This is a genomic window from Rosistilla oblonga, assembly GCF_007751715.1.
GTDB lineage: Bacteria > Planctomycetota > Planctomycetia > Pirellulales > Pirellulaceae > Rosistilla > Rosistilla oblonga.
This window is the reverse complement of sequence record NZ_CP036292.1, coordinates 1,151,958-1,169,199: the sequence shown is the minus strand read 5'-3', so window position 1 is coordinate 1,169,199 and position 17,242 is coordinate 1,151,958. Positions and strand designations below refer to the sequence as shown.

The 17,242-nt window shown below is 58.7% G+C and carries 14 protein-coding genes; 10 read left to right on the top strand and 4 right to left on the bottom strand.

The features are described 5' to 3' along the window. The first annotated feature begins 150 nt into the window (after window positions 1-150). Window positions 151-339 (top strand): Flp family type IVb pilin, encoded by a 189-nt coding sequence (locus CA51_RS04140; RefSeq protein ID WP_145118058.1) that lies wholly within the window; start codon window positions 151-153, stop codon window positions 337-339. A 19-nt stretch (window positions 340-358) separates the two neighbouring features. Here the strand turns inward: CA51_RS04140 and CA51_RS04135 are convergent, their stop codons facing one another. After that, entirely contained in the window at window positions 359-1,594 is a 1,236-nt protein-coding gene (locus CA51_RS04135; protein WP_145118056.1) for a 1-acyl-sn-glycerol-3-phosphate acyltransferase, read from the bottom strand. A 255-nt stretch (window positions 1,595-1,849) separates the two neighbouring features. Beyond that, entirely contained in the window at window positions 1,850-3,565 is a 1,716-nt protein-coding gene (locus tag CA51_RS04130) for a serine/threonine protein kinase (protein ID WP_145118054.1), read from the bottom strand. 329 nt (window positions 3,566-3,894) lie between these two features. Between CA51_RS04130 and CA51_RS04125 the strand changes: the two genes are divergently transcribed. After that, a complete protein-coding gene (locus tag CA51_RS04125; RefSeq protein WP_197451588.1) occupies window positions 3,895-4,557 on the top strand; it encodes a TIGR04282 family arsenosugar biosynthesis glycosyltransferase in 663 nt (220 codons plus the stop codon). 4 nt (window positions 4,558-4,561) lie between these two features. Continuing rightward, entirely contained in the window at window positions 4,562-5,683 is a 1,122-nt protein-coding gene (thiO, locus tag CA51_RS04120) for a glycine oxidase ThiO (protein WP_145118050.1), read from the top strand. Between the two features lie 53 nt (window positions 5,684-5,736). Here the strand turns inward: thiO and CA51_RS04115 are convergent, their stop codons facing one another. Beyond that, window positions 5,737-6,228 (bottom strand): hypothetical protein, encoded by a 492-nt coding sequence (locus tag CA51_RS04115; protein ID WP_145118048.1) that lies wholly within the window; start codon window positions 6,226-6,228, stop codon window positions 5,737-5,739. Between the two features lie 59 nt (window positions 6,229-6,287). After that, window positions 6,288-6,497, bottom strand: a complete 210-nt coding sequence (locus CA51_RS04110) for a hypothetical protein (RefSeq protein ID WP_145118046.1) — start codon at window positions 6,495-6,497, stop codon at window positions 6,288-6,290. Window positions 6,498-6,734: 237 nt separating this feature from the next. Between CA51_RS04110 and CA51_RS25640 the strand changes: the two genes are divergently transcribed. The 7 genes from CA51_RS25640 to CA51_RS04075 all read left to right on the top strand — a co-directional run bounded on the left by CA51_RS25640 (window position 6,735) and on the right by CA51_RS04075 (window position 17,218). Next, complete coding sequence (locus CA51_RS25640) at window positions 6,735-7,580, top strand: SGNH/GDSL hydrolase family protein (RefSeq protein ID WP_197451587.1); 846 nt, start codon at window positions 6,735-6,737, stop codon at window positions 7,578-7,580. A 576-nt stretch (window positions 7,581-8,156) separates the two neighbouring features. Then, window positions 8,157-9,041: a hypothetical protein gene (locus tag CA51_RS04100; RefSeq protein WP_145118044.1), complete on the top strand. Its 885-nt coding sequence runs from the start codon at window positions 8,157-8,159 to the stop codon at window positions 9,039-9,041. Between the two features lie 15 nt (window positions 9,042-9,056). Then, complete coding sequence (locus CA51_RS04095; protein WP_145118042.1) at window positions 9,057-10,781, top strand: amidohydrolase; 1,725 nt, start codon at window positions 9,057-9,059, stop codon at window positions 10,779-10,781. A 198-nt stretch (window positions 10,782-10,979) separates the two neighbouring features. After that, window positions 10,980-11,327: an ASCH domain-containing protein gene (locus CA51_RS04090; protein WP_145118039.1), complete on the top strand. Its 348-nt coding sequence runs from the start codon at window positions 10,980-10,982 to the stop codon at window positions 11,325-11,327. Window positions 11,328-11,437: 110 nt separating this feature from the next. Further along, the gene (locus CA51_RS04085; protein WP_145118036.1) at window positions 11,438-12,601 is read left to right on the top strand and encodes an efflux RND transporter periplasmic adaptor subunit; all 1,164 of its coding nucleotides are present in this window, start codon (window positions 11,438-11,440) and stop codon (window positions 12,599-12,601) included. Between the two features lie 53 nt (window positions 12,602-12,654). After that, a complete protein-coding gene (locus CA51_RS04080) occupies window positions 12,655-15,945 on the top strand; it encodes an efflux RND transporter permease subunit (RefSeq protein WP_145118034.1) in 3,291 nt (1,096 codons plus the stop codon). Between the two features lie 286 nt (window positions 15,946-16,231). Then, window positions 16,232-17,218: a glycosyltransferase family 2 protein gene (locus CA51_RS04075; RefSeq protein ID WP_197451586.1), complete on the top strand. Its 987-nt coding sequence runs from the start codon at window positions 16,232-16,234 to the stop codon at window positions 17,216-17,218. The last annotated feature ends 24 nt before the right edge of the window (window positions 17,219-17,242 follow it).

Sequence of the window (17,242 nt, the reverse complement as noted above, 5' to 3'; positions counted from 1 at the left end):
ATATCCGGCGGGGTCGCAACAAAGTTCGCGACGTTTGCACCGCCCTATCATAGTTATTCTGGGCCAGAGCTCAAATCGGTCCTAGACTTCTTCTGGAGAGATGTCCGCAATCACCCTTCTGCCCGACGCCTTCAGCTCACAGAATAAACCATGAATAGAGTCAAACTGATATCGGAAATCGTTGCGTTCCACCGGGAGGAGGACGGCCCGACGTCCGTCGAATACGCGATCATGCTCGCGATGATCCTGGGGGTCTGCATCCTATCGATCCAGGTACTTTCAGACAAAACCCGCGACAGCTTCGACCAATCGGCCGCCGCGATCGACGCGGCGCTGTAAATCAGCGGCAAAACCAACGTCAATCGTCAGCTGCCAACAACCGCGGCTCGGTTGCCAATTGATTCAACATCCCCTGCAATTGCTGGGCGATTTCGACCATCAAAGGGTCTTCCTGTTTGCGCGGTGCGCGTTCGGCAGGCACCTCGATCGCCTCTCCCACATCGACAATCGCTTTGAGCGGTCCCGGCCACGAAGTTTTGCCGAACACCGCCTCTTCGACGTTTTCAAGCGTCTCCAGCACCCGAGTCACAGTCACCGGCGGCTCGTTCAGATACCCCACCGGAAACGATGCCAACTGCTGCGCCAATTCGAGCGAGCGGAGATCGTTGCGAATCGCCTCCCTCCGCTCCGGGCTTGTCGAATCGTTGATCAACTCGGGGAACATCTGCAACCGCATCGCCTTGACCCGATTGAGCACCGATCCGACATCGGCGGCATCTCCCGCGTTCGCCTTCCACTTGCTTTCGACCTGCTGCAACAACGCCTTCGTCAAATACTCCTGTCGCTGGATCACGTTCCCCGACTGCGGGCTGCCCAGATACTGCACCTCTTTGAGTGCCAGCAGCCCATCGGCCACGTGAGTAATCCGCTTCCGTAAAGGCAGATGACGATTGGGTTCCCAAGTCAATCGCTGCTCGATCGCCGTCAACGACTTGTCAGCCCATTCGTAGATGTCTCCCTGGAAGACATATTTAATAGCGATCGGATGCACGACAACTCGCCCGTGGGAATTCTTTTCGCGGCGGCGAGCTGCGGTGCGAGCGATCAACGACGCGCCATCCAACAACGGTTGCAAGCGATCGTTTGCCCGGAACGTCGCCCCTTCGGCAAACAACACCAACGGCCGGCGGGCTTCGACCAGAATATCGATAGCCGTCTCGATCGACTGCTTGTCGAGTCCCTCGCGAAAGACGCTGAACGCTCCCATCTTCTGAATCGAAAACGCGTTGAACTTGCCCATGTTGAACAGATGCCAACTGGCCATCGCAAACACATGCGTCCTGGCTTGCTTAGCCAACCATCCCAAGACCAGCGGATCGGCGTAGCGGGAGTGGTTTGGCGCCATCATGATCCCGTCGCCGCGACGCAGCGATTCCTGCAAGCGGTCGACGTTGCGAAGTTCGTAGTCGACGACGCCATCGGTATCGCGCAGATGCCGTTCGTACAGCTTGAACTTCTGAATCATCGACGGCCACCAATCGCCGCGATGCGGAGGAACAAAACGGTAGGGCTTTTCAACGATCACGGAAACCATGGACAGAATTCTCGAAGTCAAAGATTGGCGACCATCCGACGCACGGTCGCGACGTGGCAGGTAGGACCCAGGCGTCCTAAAAGATAATTGAATCGATGCACAGGGGGAGAGCCCTTCCCACAGCGAAGCTTCGCTTTTCTCGCCTGCCGTTTCACAAACACAAAACAGAGTGCGGTCGGATCGAGCGAGAGACGGCGACGCGTGGCAGGCTGCGAATTTGAGGCAGCAGCAAATCAACACGCTACTTGGCAAGAGTTATGAATACAATTGCTCCGCGACCACAGAGGAGCCGTTCCCGCTAGCCGCGGGGGCAAACAATCGCGCGGCCAGAAAGCCCAAGACGATCCCGCCGACAAGCAACAGGACGCCCAGGATCTTGCGAATCCGATCCTTCTTCTGACGACTGCTATGCAGCCCGGGATGCGATTCACCGATCGAGTGAGCCATCGCGATCGTCGACGATTTCGACGGCGAACCGGCCGCAGCGGTTCCCGGCACCGGAACGGCTTTGCGTTTATTGGGCTGGCTGGCAGCTTCCGCAGCTGCCGCCGCCGATGGCGAAGCCCCCGGACGCAGCCGAGACGCGTATCCCGATTCCCGCTGCAGGTCGATCGAACTGCCGGCGATCGAACTCCCCGGCGACCGACTGCTGGAGCGTCGCTTTTCGATCGAGCTGCGCGTATTGCTCGGTTTGATCAACCGACCGCTGTCCGATGGCGACAGACCGCTGAAACCAGCGCCCGATCCGCCACCGTGCGTGTCTCCCTGTTTGTTGCTGAGTGTTTCGTCGGACGATGAACCGATCCCGATATCCGAACCGCGAGCAAAATCGGAGCCCGCCAGATCGATGTCCGATCCCGAACCGATCCCCGAATCAAAACCGCCCCCGCCGGCGCGTGCCGCCGACAACTGTTTGGTCCTCGCCAACCAAGCTTCCAAAACCTCGGCGACCGCCGCGGCATCTTTGTAGCGATACTTGGCTTCCTTCTGGATCATCTTGGTGCAGATGCCATCGAGCTCGCCGGGACAATCGGGCCGCGTCTTGCGGATCTCCTCGGGCATCTCGGTTTGATGCTTGATGATCCGCTGGGCCAGCGTGCCGTCATTAAATGGAGGGCGTCCGGTCAACAGAAAATAGAACGTACAACCAAGTCCATAGATATCGACCCGGTGGTCGACTTTGTGACTGTCCAAGGCCTGCTCGGGAGCCAGATAGTCGGCGGTTCCCAAAACGTTTTCGTTGTTGGCGACCGTCAGCGAATGATCGTCTTCGGATTCCAGCAACGCCAAGCCCATATCCAGCAGCTTGACGGTCCCCTCTTTATTGACCAACAGGTTCGCCGGTTTGACGTCGCGGTGGATCAAACCGCGTTCATGAGCGTGCTGCAGACCGCGGGCAGCTTGAGCGATGTAGTTGGCGGCTTTGACAAACGAAAGCGGCCCTTTCCGTTTGACCATCTGCTGCAGATCGTCTCCCGAAACGTACTCCATCACGATGTAGTGCAGATCGCCATCGTTATCGATGTCGTAAGCGCGAACGACATTATCGTGATTCAGCGACGCGATCGCTTTGGCTTCCAATTGAAAGCGAGCCAGATAAGAAGCATCGTCGACCCGCTTCTTCGGCAGCACCTTGATCGCCCGCAGATCGTTCATCCGCGTATGCTCGGCCAGATAGACGCTGCTCATCCCGCCGCTGCCGATGTGCCCCAACAGCTTGAACTTGCCGAGAAAGAAACCCTTGTATTTGCCGGTCAGCAGTTTTTCGATCTGCCAAGCGGTCAGCCGCCCCTCGACAAGAAACCTTTCGGCGATCACCATCGCGTCGTTGGGGATCTTGCCGCCAGCAGCTTTTTGCACGTGCCGCAGCGTCTGTTTAAACGCACCTTCCTCGACGAGCTGGCTCTTGCGAACGACCTCGATGAACGCTTGGGCGGTTATCGTTTTCGAACCCTTGCCGCTGTCAGTCATGCGTTTTGCTTGCGTCCGAGCTGGAGCAATCAGGTCACGGTTCCGTTGTGAACCCGATCGCTAAATTCTGTAATGGCACGGTGTCAACGACTCGTCCTTGACATAAAGTGTTTCTAGACTACCAGAAACGCTGGCCTTCAAAAGACCATGTTATACCACGCTCCGCCCAATATCACACGTTTCCCGGCCAACTCGCTGCGATTACAGAAAACGCCCCCTAACTGGCGGAAACCCGATAAGCGGATCCCGTGCCTCCTGGACGGCTCTCCAAAGCCGCTCGCTCCCCCAGCTTCTAACCCGCGAGCCAAAATCTGATGCGAACTCTGGGAATGTTTACGAAATATTGGCAACCCGGCCGCGTTAAGACCCGATTGGCACGCGATTTAGGCGACGACCGAGCCGCGGCGATCTATCGAATTTGTGTCGAACATCTCGGCGGTAAACTGGCGCATTGCGGCGACAAACGGCTGTTGATCGTCAGTCCCGACGACCGGGCAAGCGACCCCTGCTTTGCCCGGTTCGAAAATTGGTCGACCACGCCGCAGGGGGGCGGCGACCTCGGCGAACGCATGATGCGGTACTTCGCCACCGCAGAAACCGATCGCGATCGATTGATCGTGATCGGCGGCGATTGCCCGACCGTCGCGCCCGACCGCATCGAACAAGCCTTTGACGCCTTGGAAGATTCTCGCGTCGCGATCGGTCCCTCCGGCGATGGCGGCTACTACTTGCTAGGCATCCGCGGACCGTGGCACAATTCCCTGCGAGCGTTGTTCGACGACATGCCCTGGGGAACCGAAGAGGTGATGGCGCGAACCCGATCGGCGCTGAACGCTCTTGAAATCGAGCCGCACCTGCTGCCAACCGATCGCGATGTCGACACCAAGTCCGATCTCGACGACCTGCTTCGCCGCCTGCCCAGCGATCCAGCCAGCGACAACTTGCGAGCGGCGATCGAGCGTGTATTAAACACCCCAACCACAGAAAGTTGAATCGTTGCAAAAGCCAGATTGTATCGTTGTCGGCGGAGGCGTGATCGGGCTGAGCCTGGCCTGGGTCTTGGCCAAAGCAGGCCAACGGATCCAAGTCATCGACCGCCAACAGACAGGCCGCGGCACGTCGTGGGCCGGTGTCGGCATCTTGCCGCCGGCCAATCCTCAAACCGCACTGGACCCGATCGAACGTCTGCGCGCACTCAGCCACCAACTGCATCCGCAATGGGCTGCCGAACTGCTCGAACAGACAGGCATCGACAGCGGCTACCGCTTGTGTGGCGGAATCTATCTGGCGATGTCGCGAGGCGAACAAGCGGCGTTGCTCGGACAAGCCGACTACTGGAGCGAATACGATATCGATGCGATCCCGCTGACTCCCGCGGCGCTCGTCGAACTCGAACCCGCCCTGGCAGACCTCTCCCAATCCGATCGCCTTCAATCCGCTTGGTCCCTGCCCGGCGAAGCGGCGATCCGCAGCCCCGATCATCTGGCAGCACTCCGCGCCGCCTGCCTGCAACAAAACGTGACGATCACCGAATCGTGCGAACTGACCGGCTTCCAAACCCAAGCCGACCGCATCGAAGCCTTGCAGACCACGGCGGGTGAATTGACCGCCGGCCAATACTGCCTGACGACGGGAGCCTGGAGCCAGATGCTGCTGGAACAATTGTCGGTCCCCAGCGGGCTGCTGCCGGTCCGCGGCCAAGTCCTCTTATATAAGTTACCGCATCAGATCCTCAACCGGATCGTGAACGAGGGGAATCGCTACCTTGTGCCTCGCTTGGACGGGCACATCCTGGTCGGATCGAATGAAGAGGAGGTTGGTTTTGACCAGAGCACGACCCCCGAAGTGCTCGACTCGCTGCGCGACTGGGCCGAAGGGATGCTGCCGCTGTTGGCCCAGCAACCGATCGTGCGATCGTGGAGCGGATTGCGGCCGGGTTCGTTCGATGGTTTCCCCTACATCGGCAAACTGCCCAACCTTTCCAACGCCTTTGTCGCCGCCGGCCACTACCGCTCGGGCCTGCACCTTTCATGCGCCACCGCGACGGAACTCGCGAACCTGATGCTAGGCCGTCCCACGCAAGTCGACCTCGCTCCCTTCACCCCCGGCCGCGGCTAACCCCGCCCCGGGCGTTGAGGCTTTTGCCGCCTAAGCGGCATGTGGCACACCGATTACAACTCGCTGCGGATTCTTTCCAACATATCGCTCGTGCCGTGATCGTCAGTCCAACGCGAGATGTAACGCCAATCAAGCGTCTCACCTTGAATCGCCAACACGTCGCTCACATCCGACAAATCTTGCCGGCGCCCCCAACGTAGCTTCTGCACAACGACATCTTCCGCCGTCGGCAACCAAACTACTCCAGCCAGAAGTGATGACTGAACCGCAACACGTCTTTGAAACCGTGATTGATCGAAAGGATCTTGACTGAGTTGAAAAAGCTCAATCGTGAAATCACGCGGCAAATAGTACAGGACGCGACGGGTCGTCCCAGTAATCAATTCAAATTCAGTTTGCGAATCCAGTCGAAAGTCGCTACCGAGTTCCTGTTGCAGGGAGTCCATAGCATTGCCCCCAAACTCCAACACAAAATCGGCATCAGCAGTCGCACGCGGTATACCGTAGACGTTGCTGGAATACGAACCGACCAGCATGTAGGGCAATGCAATCCGATTCAGCAGAGCTACGACCAACGCAACGGCCCGATTCCCATCGTCCTGAGTCACGACCGTTCGTCCTGCATCTCGACACCGCCAGAACGATACAACCTCTTAGCATCTCGTTCGCGGGCAACTTTCCAACGACGCTTCATTTCATCGCGAACCTGGTCGGTGGTCCAATCAGGGTGGAGCCCGGCAATCAAATCCGCCACGAGTTCACATTGTTGAGCGTACAGCTGAGCACCAGCAGCCAACCGCTCGTCCAAGGTCATTCGCCTGGCCCGTTCGATCTTTGTCTGTCGCACAGCGTGTTGCATTGCGTTTTGTGTCATGCCGCTATTGTCGCATTTCCCAACGGGCTTTCAAGCGGCGGTCCCCGCCCCGGGCGTCGAGGCTCTTGCCGCCGATCGCCGAATGCTCCGCGCTCGGCTACACTCACCCCCTAAAGCAGTGCGTCCCACTCACCGTACTACGGTTTGCAAATCGAACTCCTTGCCAGGTTCCCAATCATGTACCGCAGCTTGCTCTCGCTCGTCCTACTCGGTCTCGCCACTCCGTGCGTCTTTGCGCAACCCGCGGCAACGCACAAGACCGAACCGACCACTGCCGAGGAAGCGGCGGCGCAGAAAGCGAAAGAGCAAGCGGAACTGGAAGCGAAGTATCAAGCCTGGGTCGCCACCCTCTCGCCGGCACGCCAGGCGTGGGAACGGACGCTGCAGTCGGAACTGGGCGGCTTCTATCTGCCGATCCATCAACGCCAGAAGATCGCCGGTCAAGCCAACGCGTGGGACTTCGTCGAAGACGATCCCACGCTGCCGCGGGTGCTGTTGATCGGCGACTCGGTTTCGCGAGCCTACACCGAAACGGTCCGCAAGGAACTTGCCGGGATCGCCAACGTCCATCGCGCTCCAGCCAACTGCGGCCCCACATCGACAGGTCTGAAAAAACTCGACATCTGGCTGGGCGATGGCAAGTGGGATCTGATCCATTTCAACTTTGGGATTCACGACCGATCGACACCAATCGCGGATTACAAATCGCGTCTGGAACAACTGGTGCAGCGGATGCAGCAGACCGGCGCCACTGTCGTCTGGGCCAGCAGCACACCGATTCCCGACGTCCCCGGCAAATTCACGGCCGCTTCGATGGTCGATCGGAACGCGGCCGCTGCCGAAGTCATGAAAGAGCATTCGGTTGCGATCGACGACCTCTTCACCGCGATCACGCCACGCCTGGCCGAATTGCAGAACCCCAACGACGTTCACTTCACCGGCCCCGGCAACCGATTCCTCGGCCAACAAGTCGCCGCCTTCCTCAAATCGCAACTAGCGCAGAACAGCGACGCAAAACCTTAATCCGTAACAACGATCGGGTTGTTAAAGGTTTATTCTTGGAGTCGCACAGACGACCGCGTTTTAAAATTTGGTGCCGATCCAACTAGAGTTTTTCTTTCCGCTTCGAAGGCCGGAGGCCGACACAAAAACTGCCGGAGGTGTAAGCCTCCGGTCCCGAAAGGCCCCAAAGCCCCAAGGCCGCAGGCCGGCACATGTGAGCGATGAATGTGTGTCGGCCTCCGGCCTGTTGGTTTGTTCGCACACAAGCAACCGGCGGCTTACTCCGCCGGCACTAGATTTGTCGGCCTCCGGCCTGTGGTGCGGAGACAGCGACTAAGCATCCAGTTCTAAGAGCCGGACAGAATACTGAGTTTTTCAGGATGCAGTGCGGAGCCAACCGGTGGTTTTCTGTCCGCGTCTAAGGAGATCAGCGAGTACGCGCTAGCGTGTGCCGCCTGATACCTCCAATCGAAACACAGCTTCTCCGAGCCCCACAGCTTCGCTGACACAGCGACCGTGGGCTGCTTCTGCTAAACTCTTTTCGCATACCGCGAGTCGCTTGTCCGCCGCAATGGTTTTCCGAGCAGAGTTTCCAAGATGCAGATGTTTTTTGATTGGTTGTCGACGTTGCAGTGGGAGCGTCTGTTTCCCGAATTGCTCGGCAAGGCGTTAGGGTTCCTGTCGGGGTTTGCCGCCAGTTGGTTCCTGCTGTTTCGCAAACGACTCAATGCACTGCAGCGGATGCAGGCGGGCGATTCGGACGATTTTATTTTTCAGATGCATCAACTCACTCCCGTGGACGATGCATCGCCGGCGACTGGCAGCTCAGACAAGCAGGTGCTGCTGTTTCGCAACGTCGCTCCCAAGACGACGCTCAACGATCTCTACGACAACATCGCCGTCCGCGACGAGATCAACAACCTGGCAGATCAAACGACACTCAGCAATCCGATCCTGCAGACCGAAGGGACGCTTGGTTTTGAAATGCTCAACGATGCGTTGGGGCATATCGCGGGCTTGTTGGCGACGACACCGTTTGAGCGGCAGACGTGGCTGTTTGCCATGACCTGCGAGGACCGCCAGTTCGTCCGCAAAAAATGTGTCCGCTGTTTTCTGATCCGCCCCGCCGACCTGCAGCGGTTCGCCGACTGGAACTGGTGCCGCGATCATCTGTTAGTCGAAAAGCCGTGGCACTGGTTCCGTGTCGTCGCCCTGCACAGGATCGCCTGCGTCTGGCAGGAAGAACAAAAACTAGCCGCCGAAGAAGCGAAGTCGTCGCGCGACAAAGACATGCCGCTGGTCGACCACCAAGTCCGCCACGACCGCGTCCGGATGCTGTCGGTCGGCCTGCACGACGGCGAACGCCCAATCGATGCACCTTATCAAATCGACTGGAGCCAACACTTGCCCAGTCTCGAAAAGATGGGCCTGCCGCTAGCTTCGGCCGCGCCGCCAACCGATCCACCGTCCGATCCCACCTAACCCCAGAGCCCCGCCATGAGACCGATCGCCATAATAGCCTGCTGCCTGTTCGCCTCCGCCAGTGCGTTAGCTCAACCCGCAAACCTCGTGCTCCGCGGTGGCAAGATCGTTACTGTCGATGAGACCTTTCGCGTCGTCGATGCGATGGCGATTCGCGATGGGCGGATCGTGGCGACCGGCGATGCAGCGGAAATCGAAGCAGAGATTGGGCCCGACACCCAAATCGTCGAATTGCAGGGGCGGATGGTTTTGCCCGGCCTGATCGATTCCCACGTCCACCCTAGCAATGCGAGCACCTTCGAATCGGATCACGAAATCCCGCAGATGGATTCGATCGAAGATGTCTTAAATTACGTCCGCGGTCGGGCCAAAGTCGTTCCCAAGGGAGAATGGATCCACCTCTCGCAAGTCTTCATCACACGCCTGCGAGAGCAACGCTATCCGACTCGCGACGAACTCGATTCGGCCGCCCCCGAACATCCCGTCTCTTTCCGGACCGGCCCCGACGGAAGCACCAATTCGCTGGGGCTGAAGGAAAACGGAATCGACAAGGAATTCGCTCGCAAACATCCCGAGAACGTGATGGTCGATCCGGCCACGGGCGAACCGACCGGCGTGTTGCGCAAAGCGTCCGCGGTCTTCAAATCGCGTCCGAATCGATCCGCGAAAAAGCTGACCGAAGCCGAACGCGACGACCGTCTGAAAATGCTGCTGGACGATTACAACCGCTGGGGCATCACAGGCATTATCGATCGCAATTGCAACGATTCGGCGCGAGCCCAGTATGCCCGCCTGCTGAAATCGGATCGTTTGCAGATCCGCGTGCGGATGTCGCGCAGCCTGAATCCAAACGGCGACCTCGCGGCGATTGAAAAGAAATTGGACACGATCGCTGCCGATCCTTATTTCGCTGGCCCCGATCCGAGACTTGGCGTGATCGGCGTGAAAGTTTTTGAAGATGGCGGCATGCTGACCGGCAGCGCGTACTTCAATCAACCGTGGGGCATCAGCACGATCTACGGCATCGACGACCCGCACTACCGGGGCATGCAATACATCGATCACCAGCGACTCGAATCGCTTGTCCGCAGTTGCGTTCAACGCAACCTCGCCTTCACCGCCCACTGCCAGGGAGACGCCGCTGTCGATGCGTTGGTCGATGCGTTTGAGAAGGTGAACGCCGAAATTCCCGTCGGTCCCACGCGATCGACGCTGACGCATTCGAGCTTCATGAGCAAACGCTCGATCGACACCGCGGCGAAGATTGGGATCGGCGTCGACTTGCAACCCGCCTGGCTGTACTTAGACGCCCGCACTTTGGTCGCTCAGTTCGGTGAACCGCGACTGAAATACTTCATCCCGCTGCGCAGCCTGTTCGATGCGGGCGTGAAGGCTGGTGGCGGCAGCGACCACATGCAGAAGATCGGATCGCTGCGGAGCGTGAATCCCTACAACCCGTTTCTTGGCATGTGGATCGCCGTCACGCGAACCGCTCGTTGGCACGACAAGCCAATCCACGCAGAACAGGCGATTTCGCGACAGCAGATGATTCGCTTCTACACGATCAACAATGCTTGGATGATGCGGAACGAACACGAGACGGGCTCGCTTGAACCGGGCAAGCGAGCCGATTTCGTCATCGTCGATACCGACCTGCTGACCTGCAGCGACGATCAGATTCGCGAGACTCAAGTCATCTCAACGTGGATCGATGGAAAACCGGTCTACCAATCGCGTTAACTCTTTCCACGTTTGACGACATCCACGACCGCGTTCCGACGCTGTCGATCGTGCTGCCGCTCGCTCCCACCGCGCCGCCAACCGCAACAGAGCCCGAGTAATTCACAACGAAGCAGCACGCCGCACATTCAGCCACTACACTTACCCCCACAGGAACCAACCCAGCCACACTCGTACAGTTCGAGGAGACAAATCGGCATGAGCCAACCGACACGAGCACTCAGCATTCGCCAGCCGCACGCCGAAGCGATCATGCGTGGCATCAAGCAGATCGAATACCGCAGCTCCGCGACCAAGATCCGCGAGCGAATCTATATCTATGCGGGCCTGGGGCGGTACGACGCTAACGACGAAGCGGAATGGATGGACGATTACGGAATCACCGATGTCGCCTGCGATGATCTGCCGAGAGGTGTGATTGTGGGGACGGTGGAGCTGCACGATTCCAATGGCGGCGAGTGGTATCTCCGCCGCCCTCAACGCGCCACGACTTTACGTAAGCCGGAGAATCGCGCAAATCCGGTCTGGTTCAAACCATTTGGTTAGCACCGCCAACGGCGCGGTACGTCTTTCGTCTCGCCGCCGTGCCTGTTAAGAATTCCATTCACCCTTGCGTCCGACACCCGCTTCGCTGATCTCTGGGGAAACGTCCAATCATGCTCCATAGCTACTCGTACCCAGCCCTTGGGGTTGCTCTGGTTTGTTGTCTCGCCGTCGGATGTGGCGACTCGGGCAGCCAACCATCCGCCTCGGAACGCCCGGTGCAGAAAGTGACCGTCATGGCGGCCGAAGAAACTTCCGTCACCGATTATGTCGAATTGGTCGGGCGGTTGGCTGCTGATAAAAGCGTCAACATCCAGTCGCGGGTTTCGGGGTTCCTGCGGTCGACTCATTTCGAGGACGGCCAGCGAGTCAAAGAAGGGGACTTGCTGTTCACGATCGAACCGGACGAATACGACGCGATCTACAACCAAGCGTTGGCTCAAATCGACGTCGCCCAAGCCAAACTGGACGTTGCTGAGAAGACGTTCGGGCGATCGAAAGAACTGCTGGCCAACAACGCGGTATCGCGCGAGGAATACGATCAGGATCAAGCCACGGTTGCCGAAGCCCAAGCCCAGCTGAAGGCGGCCAATGCGGATGCCGCCCGCGTTAAGCTAGATGTCGGCTACACAAAAATCACGTCGCCGATCACCGGCCGCGTCGACCGCGCTTTGCTGGACGATGGCAACTACGTCACCGGCGGCTTCGTTGGCGGGACGCATTTGACGACAGTCGTCAGCGATCAACCGATCAAAGCCGTCGTCAACATCGATGAAAACGTTCGCTTGCGCGTCATGCGTCGCCAACGCGAAATGGGTGGCGACGGCTTCAAGGAGGCCAACACATTGGCGGACTTGAAGATTCCGTGCTACCTGCAACTGCAAGACGAAAACGACTTCCCGCACGAGGGTGTGCTGGACTACGCCGAGATCAAGATCGACCAACAGACAGGCACGTCGCAGCTGCGGGGACTGTTCCCCAACAAAGACGGTTTGCTGAAACCGGGGATGTTTGTCCGCGTGAAGATTCCAGTTTCGGATCCCCATGATGCGATCCTGATTCACGACACCGCGGTTGGAACCGACCAAGCGACCAACTTTGTCTACGTCGTGAATTCGGAAAACAAAGTCGAACACCGGACGGTGACGCTGGGGGACCGCAAGGGAAACCAGCGCGTCGTGCTATCGGGAATCAAGCCCAACGAATCGGTCGTGGTCGCGGGACTGCAATTGATCCAACCCGGCATGACCGTCGATCCAACACCGCAGGCGAAATAGCGTCCCGGTTGTTACGATCCGATCCCACCCAAACTCTGTACGGCTAGAACTCGATGTCGCAATTTTTCATCACGCGCCCCATCTTCGCCTGTGTCATCTCGGTCCTGATCGTCTTGGCGGGCAGCATCTTCGTCTGGACGCTGCCGATTGCTCAATACCCCGAGATCACGCCGCCATCGGTTTTGGTGACGACGAAATACCCGGGAGCGAGCAGCGAAGTTGTGGCCGATACCGTCGCCGCGCCGATCGAGCAGCAGGTGACCGGCGTCGAAAACATGCTGTATATGTCCAGCCAATCGACCAACGATGGCGGCTACTCGTTGACCGTCACGTTTGCCGTCGGCACCGATCTCGACATGGCTCAGGTGTTGGTGCAGAACCGCGTCAACCTGGCCACGCCCGTCCTGCCAGCCGAGGTCAAAAGCAACGGCGTTTCGGTGGTAAAAGCCTCCTCCAACGCGCTGCTTGCGGTGAACCTGTTTTCGCCCGACCAGTCGCGAGACCAGTTGTATTTGAGCAACTATGCCACGATCCGGATCAAAGATGAACTGGCCCGGATCAACGGCGTCGGCAACATCACGATCATCGGCCAACGCGATTACAGCATGCGAGTCTGGCTAGATCCCAGCCGCATGACGGTCTTAGGTTTGACGGCCAGAGACGTGATATCAGCGCTGCAAGAACAGAACGTCCAAGTTGCCGCCGGATCCCTGGGACGGCCGCCGGTTCCCCAAGGCCTGGACTTTCAATACACATTAAAGACGCTGGGGCGGCTCACGTCGCCGGAACAGTTTTCAGCGATCGTGATCAAGACGGGCGAGGACGGCCAGATCGTCCGACTTAGCGATGTCGTCACCGAAAGACGAACCGACGACAGCGGCAAGCAGTTCGGCGGAATCGACTTTGGCGCCGGCTTCGAAGACACGATGTGTAATCTCGATGGCGTACCGGCATCGGGACTGATGATCTATCAACTGCCGGGATCCAACGCGTTGGACACCGCCGATGCCGTCCGCGCCAAGATGAATGAATTGCGGCAGCGGTTCCCGGCGGGCATCGAATATTCGATCAGCTACGACACCACGCCCTTTATCTCCGAATCGATCTTCGAAGTCTTCAAGTCGCTGCGCGATGCGATCCTGTTGGTCGCCGTCGTTGTGATGCTGTTCCTGCAATCGTGGCGAGCGGCGATCATTCCGCTGATCGCCGTTCCAGTCGCGATCATCGGTACCTTTGCCGTCATGGCCGGCATCGGATTCAGCCTCAACAACCTCTCGCTGTTCGGACTGGTCCTCGCGATCGGAATCGTGGTCGACGACGCGATCGTGGTCGTCGAAGCGATCGAACACAAGCTGGAGCATGGCGCGACGCCTGTCGAAGCGGCGCAACAAGCGATGCACGAGGTGACGACGCCGATCATCGCGATCTCGTTGGTTCTGATGTGCGTCTTCATCCCTTGCCTGTTCATCACGGGAATCACCGGCCAGTTCTTTCAGCAGTTCGCCGCGACGATCGCTGTGTCCACCTTCTTCAGCGCCATCAACTCGCTAACCCTCAGCCCCGCGTTGAGCGCATTGCTGCTGCGTCCTAAATCGGAACAGCGCGATCCGCTGACCCGCGTGCTCAATTTTCTGTTCGGATGGTTCTTCGACCTGTTCAACCGTTTCTTCGGCACCATGTCCGACGCTTACGCTCGGTCCGCCGGTTGGTTGCTGCGACTTTCGGTCGTGGTGCTGGTCGTCTACGCCGGCCTGCTGTGGGGAACCTATAAAGGGATGACCACGGTTCCCACCGGCTTTGTTCCGGCTCAGGACAAAGGCTATCTGCTTGTCGACGTGCAACTGCCCGATTCCGCTTCGCTGGAACGCAGCGAAGAAGTCGTGAAGCAACTCAGCCGCATCATGCTCGGTGAACGCAGCGGCAACAGCGAACTACTGAGCCAACGCGTGCAGGCTGACAAGACGGGGAAAGAGTCGCATGCGGAAGGCGAAGTTCCAGGCGAGGAGACCGAAGGCCTGGCCGGGATCAACCATACCCTGGAAATTGTCGGCCAATCGATCGTCCAGAATGCCGTGGGATCGAACTTCGCGTCGATCTTCGTCCTGCTGGATCCGTTCCACGATCGCGAGGGAGCGTCGCTCTATTCCGAACAGATCGCGACTCGGATCCGCAAGCTCGCCGCCACCGAAATTCTCGACGCCCGCGTTTCAGTCTTTGGACCGCCGCCAGTCGACGGCTTGGGCAGCGGCGGCGGTTTCAAAATCATCGTCCGCGATATCGGCCAACTGGGGCTGACCGAACTGGAGAAAGCGACGACCCAGCTGTCGATAAAAGGCTCCAGCGAGCCGACGATCCTCGGCATGCGAAGCGGCTTCCGGGCCAACACGCCGCAGATGTTTATCGACGTCGATCGCGAAAAGTGCAAATCGATGAACGTCTCGCTCAGCGAAGTCTTCACGACGCTGCAAACCTATCTGGGCGGATATTACGTCAACGACTTCAACGCCTTCGGCCGCACCTGGCAGGTCAATCTGCAAGCCGATCCGCTGTACCGATTGACTCCCGATCAAATCACGCAACTGTACGTTCGCAGCCAGTCGGGACAAATGGTGCCGCTGGGAACGCTGGTTCGCGTCGAAGACACGACCGGCCCCGCCGCCGTGATGCGTTACAACGGATTCACCGCCACCGCGATCAATGGCGTCGCGATGCCCGGCGTCAGCTCCGGCGATACGATCAAGATCGTCGAGAAAGTGGTCGCCGAGACCCTGCCGTTTGGCTTTGACACCCAGTGGACCGAACTCACCTTCCTGCAGATCCAAGCGGGCAACACGGCGCTAATCGTCTTCGCCCTCGCCGTCGTCCTCGTCTTCCTGGTCCTCGCGGCTCAATACGAGAGCCTGAAGCTGCCGCTGGCCGTTGTGTTGGTCGTCCCGATGTGTTTGCTGTGTGCAGTGATCGGGATCGCGCTGACCGGCCGCGACATCAACATCTTTGTTCAGATTGGTTTTATCGTCCTGGTCGGTCTGGCTAGTAAAAACGCGATCTTGATCGTTGAATTTGCCAAGGAGCAGCAGATGGCGGGATTGAGTAAATTCGACGCCACGATCCAAGCGTGCCGCCTGCGTTTGCGGCCGATCATCATGACCTCGCTCGCCTTTATCCTGGGCGTTGTCCCGTTGGCCCTGGCCAGCGGTGCTGGAGCGGAGATGCGATCGACGCTTGGTATCGCCGTCTTCTCAGGAATGTTAGGCGTGACCTTCTTCGGGATCTTCCTGACTCCCGTCTTTTATTACGTCCTGGCCAGCCCAACGCCCGAGCCCCCACCGACTGACGAAGCGTAAGGGAATCGCATCCCACAACAACACTCGCAACAGCGTCGTTCGAGTATCGCCATGGTCGCCTTTCGCTCCGCGAAAGTGCGGTGCGTGTGGCGCACTTTCGCGGAGCGAAAGGCGACCATCTGCAATCCGTGCCCGACGAGGCATGGGAGTTCCTTTGCTATCACCGCAGGATGAACTTGCATTCACCCACGCGGAAGTTGTATGGACAGACTAGGCCCTGCTTTTTTGCAGCGGCCACCGGCGCGGCACATCAAAAAAGCAAATCCGCTTGCCGCCAAACTGTCCGATGACTCCTTGGGTTGCCTACGCGATGCAAACCGAACCGACGTTCCCCGAATTCCTGACGACGTTGATCACGCAAGAAGTAGAGCAGGGGGGAGCGACCGAAGAATCTCTGCCGCCACAGCGACCGCACTACTCGGTGATCGTCCCCTGCTACAACGAAGCCGGTGCGTTGCCCGATGCGATCGTCCAGTTGCGGCACATGCTGATCGGCCCGCAACGCGTCGAGATGATCGTCGTCGACGACGGATCGACTGACGGCACGGCGGAAAAGCTGCAACAGATCAAACAATCGTATCCCGACATCGTGGTGCTCACCCATCCCGAAAACCGCGGCTACGGTGCGGCCCTAAAAACGGGGATCCGCCACGCGTCGGCTCCGCTGATCGTGATCACCGACGCCGACGGAACCTATCCGAACCAACGGATCGGCGAACTCGTGAAACTCGCCGAGAACTACGACATGGTCGTCGGCTCGCGAACCGGCAAAGACGTCCATTACTCCAAGATCCGCAGCATCCCCAAGTTCTTCCTGAAGGGATACGCGTCGTGGATCGCGAACCGCAAGATCCCCGACCTGAACTCGGGTTTGCGCGTCTTCAGAAAGGAGACGGCGGAGAAGTTCATCCACATGTATTCCGACGGCTTCAGCTTCACCACGACCAGCACGCTGGCCTTCATGACCAACGGGCACAGCGTTCATTACGAACCGATCAGTTACGCACACCGGATCGGCCAATCGAAGATCAAACCGATCCGCGACACGCTGCGATTTGTGCAATTGATCATGCGGATGGGGATGTATTTCGCACCGCTGCGCGTGCTGGGACCGTTCTGCGCGTTAATGCTCGCCGGATTCACCATCTCGCTCGGTTATGACGTATTCTTCTTAGGCGATCTGACCGAGAAGACGTTGATGCTGTTGCTGTTTGGAATGAACACAACGTTTTTCGCACTTCTGGCCGATATGATCGACAAACGGAGCCATTGACCACGACCGGCGGGCCCTCTCCAG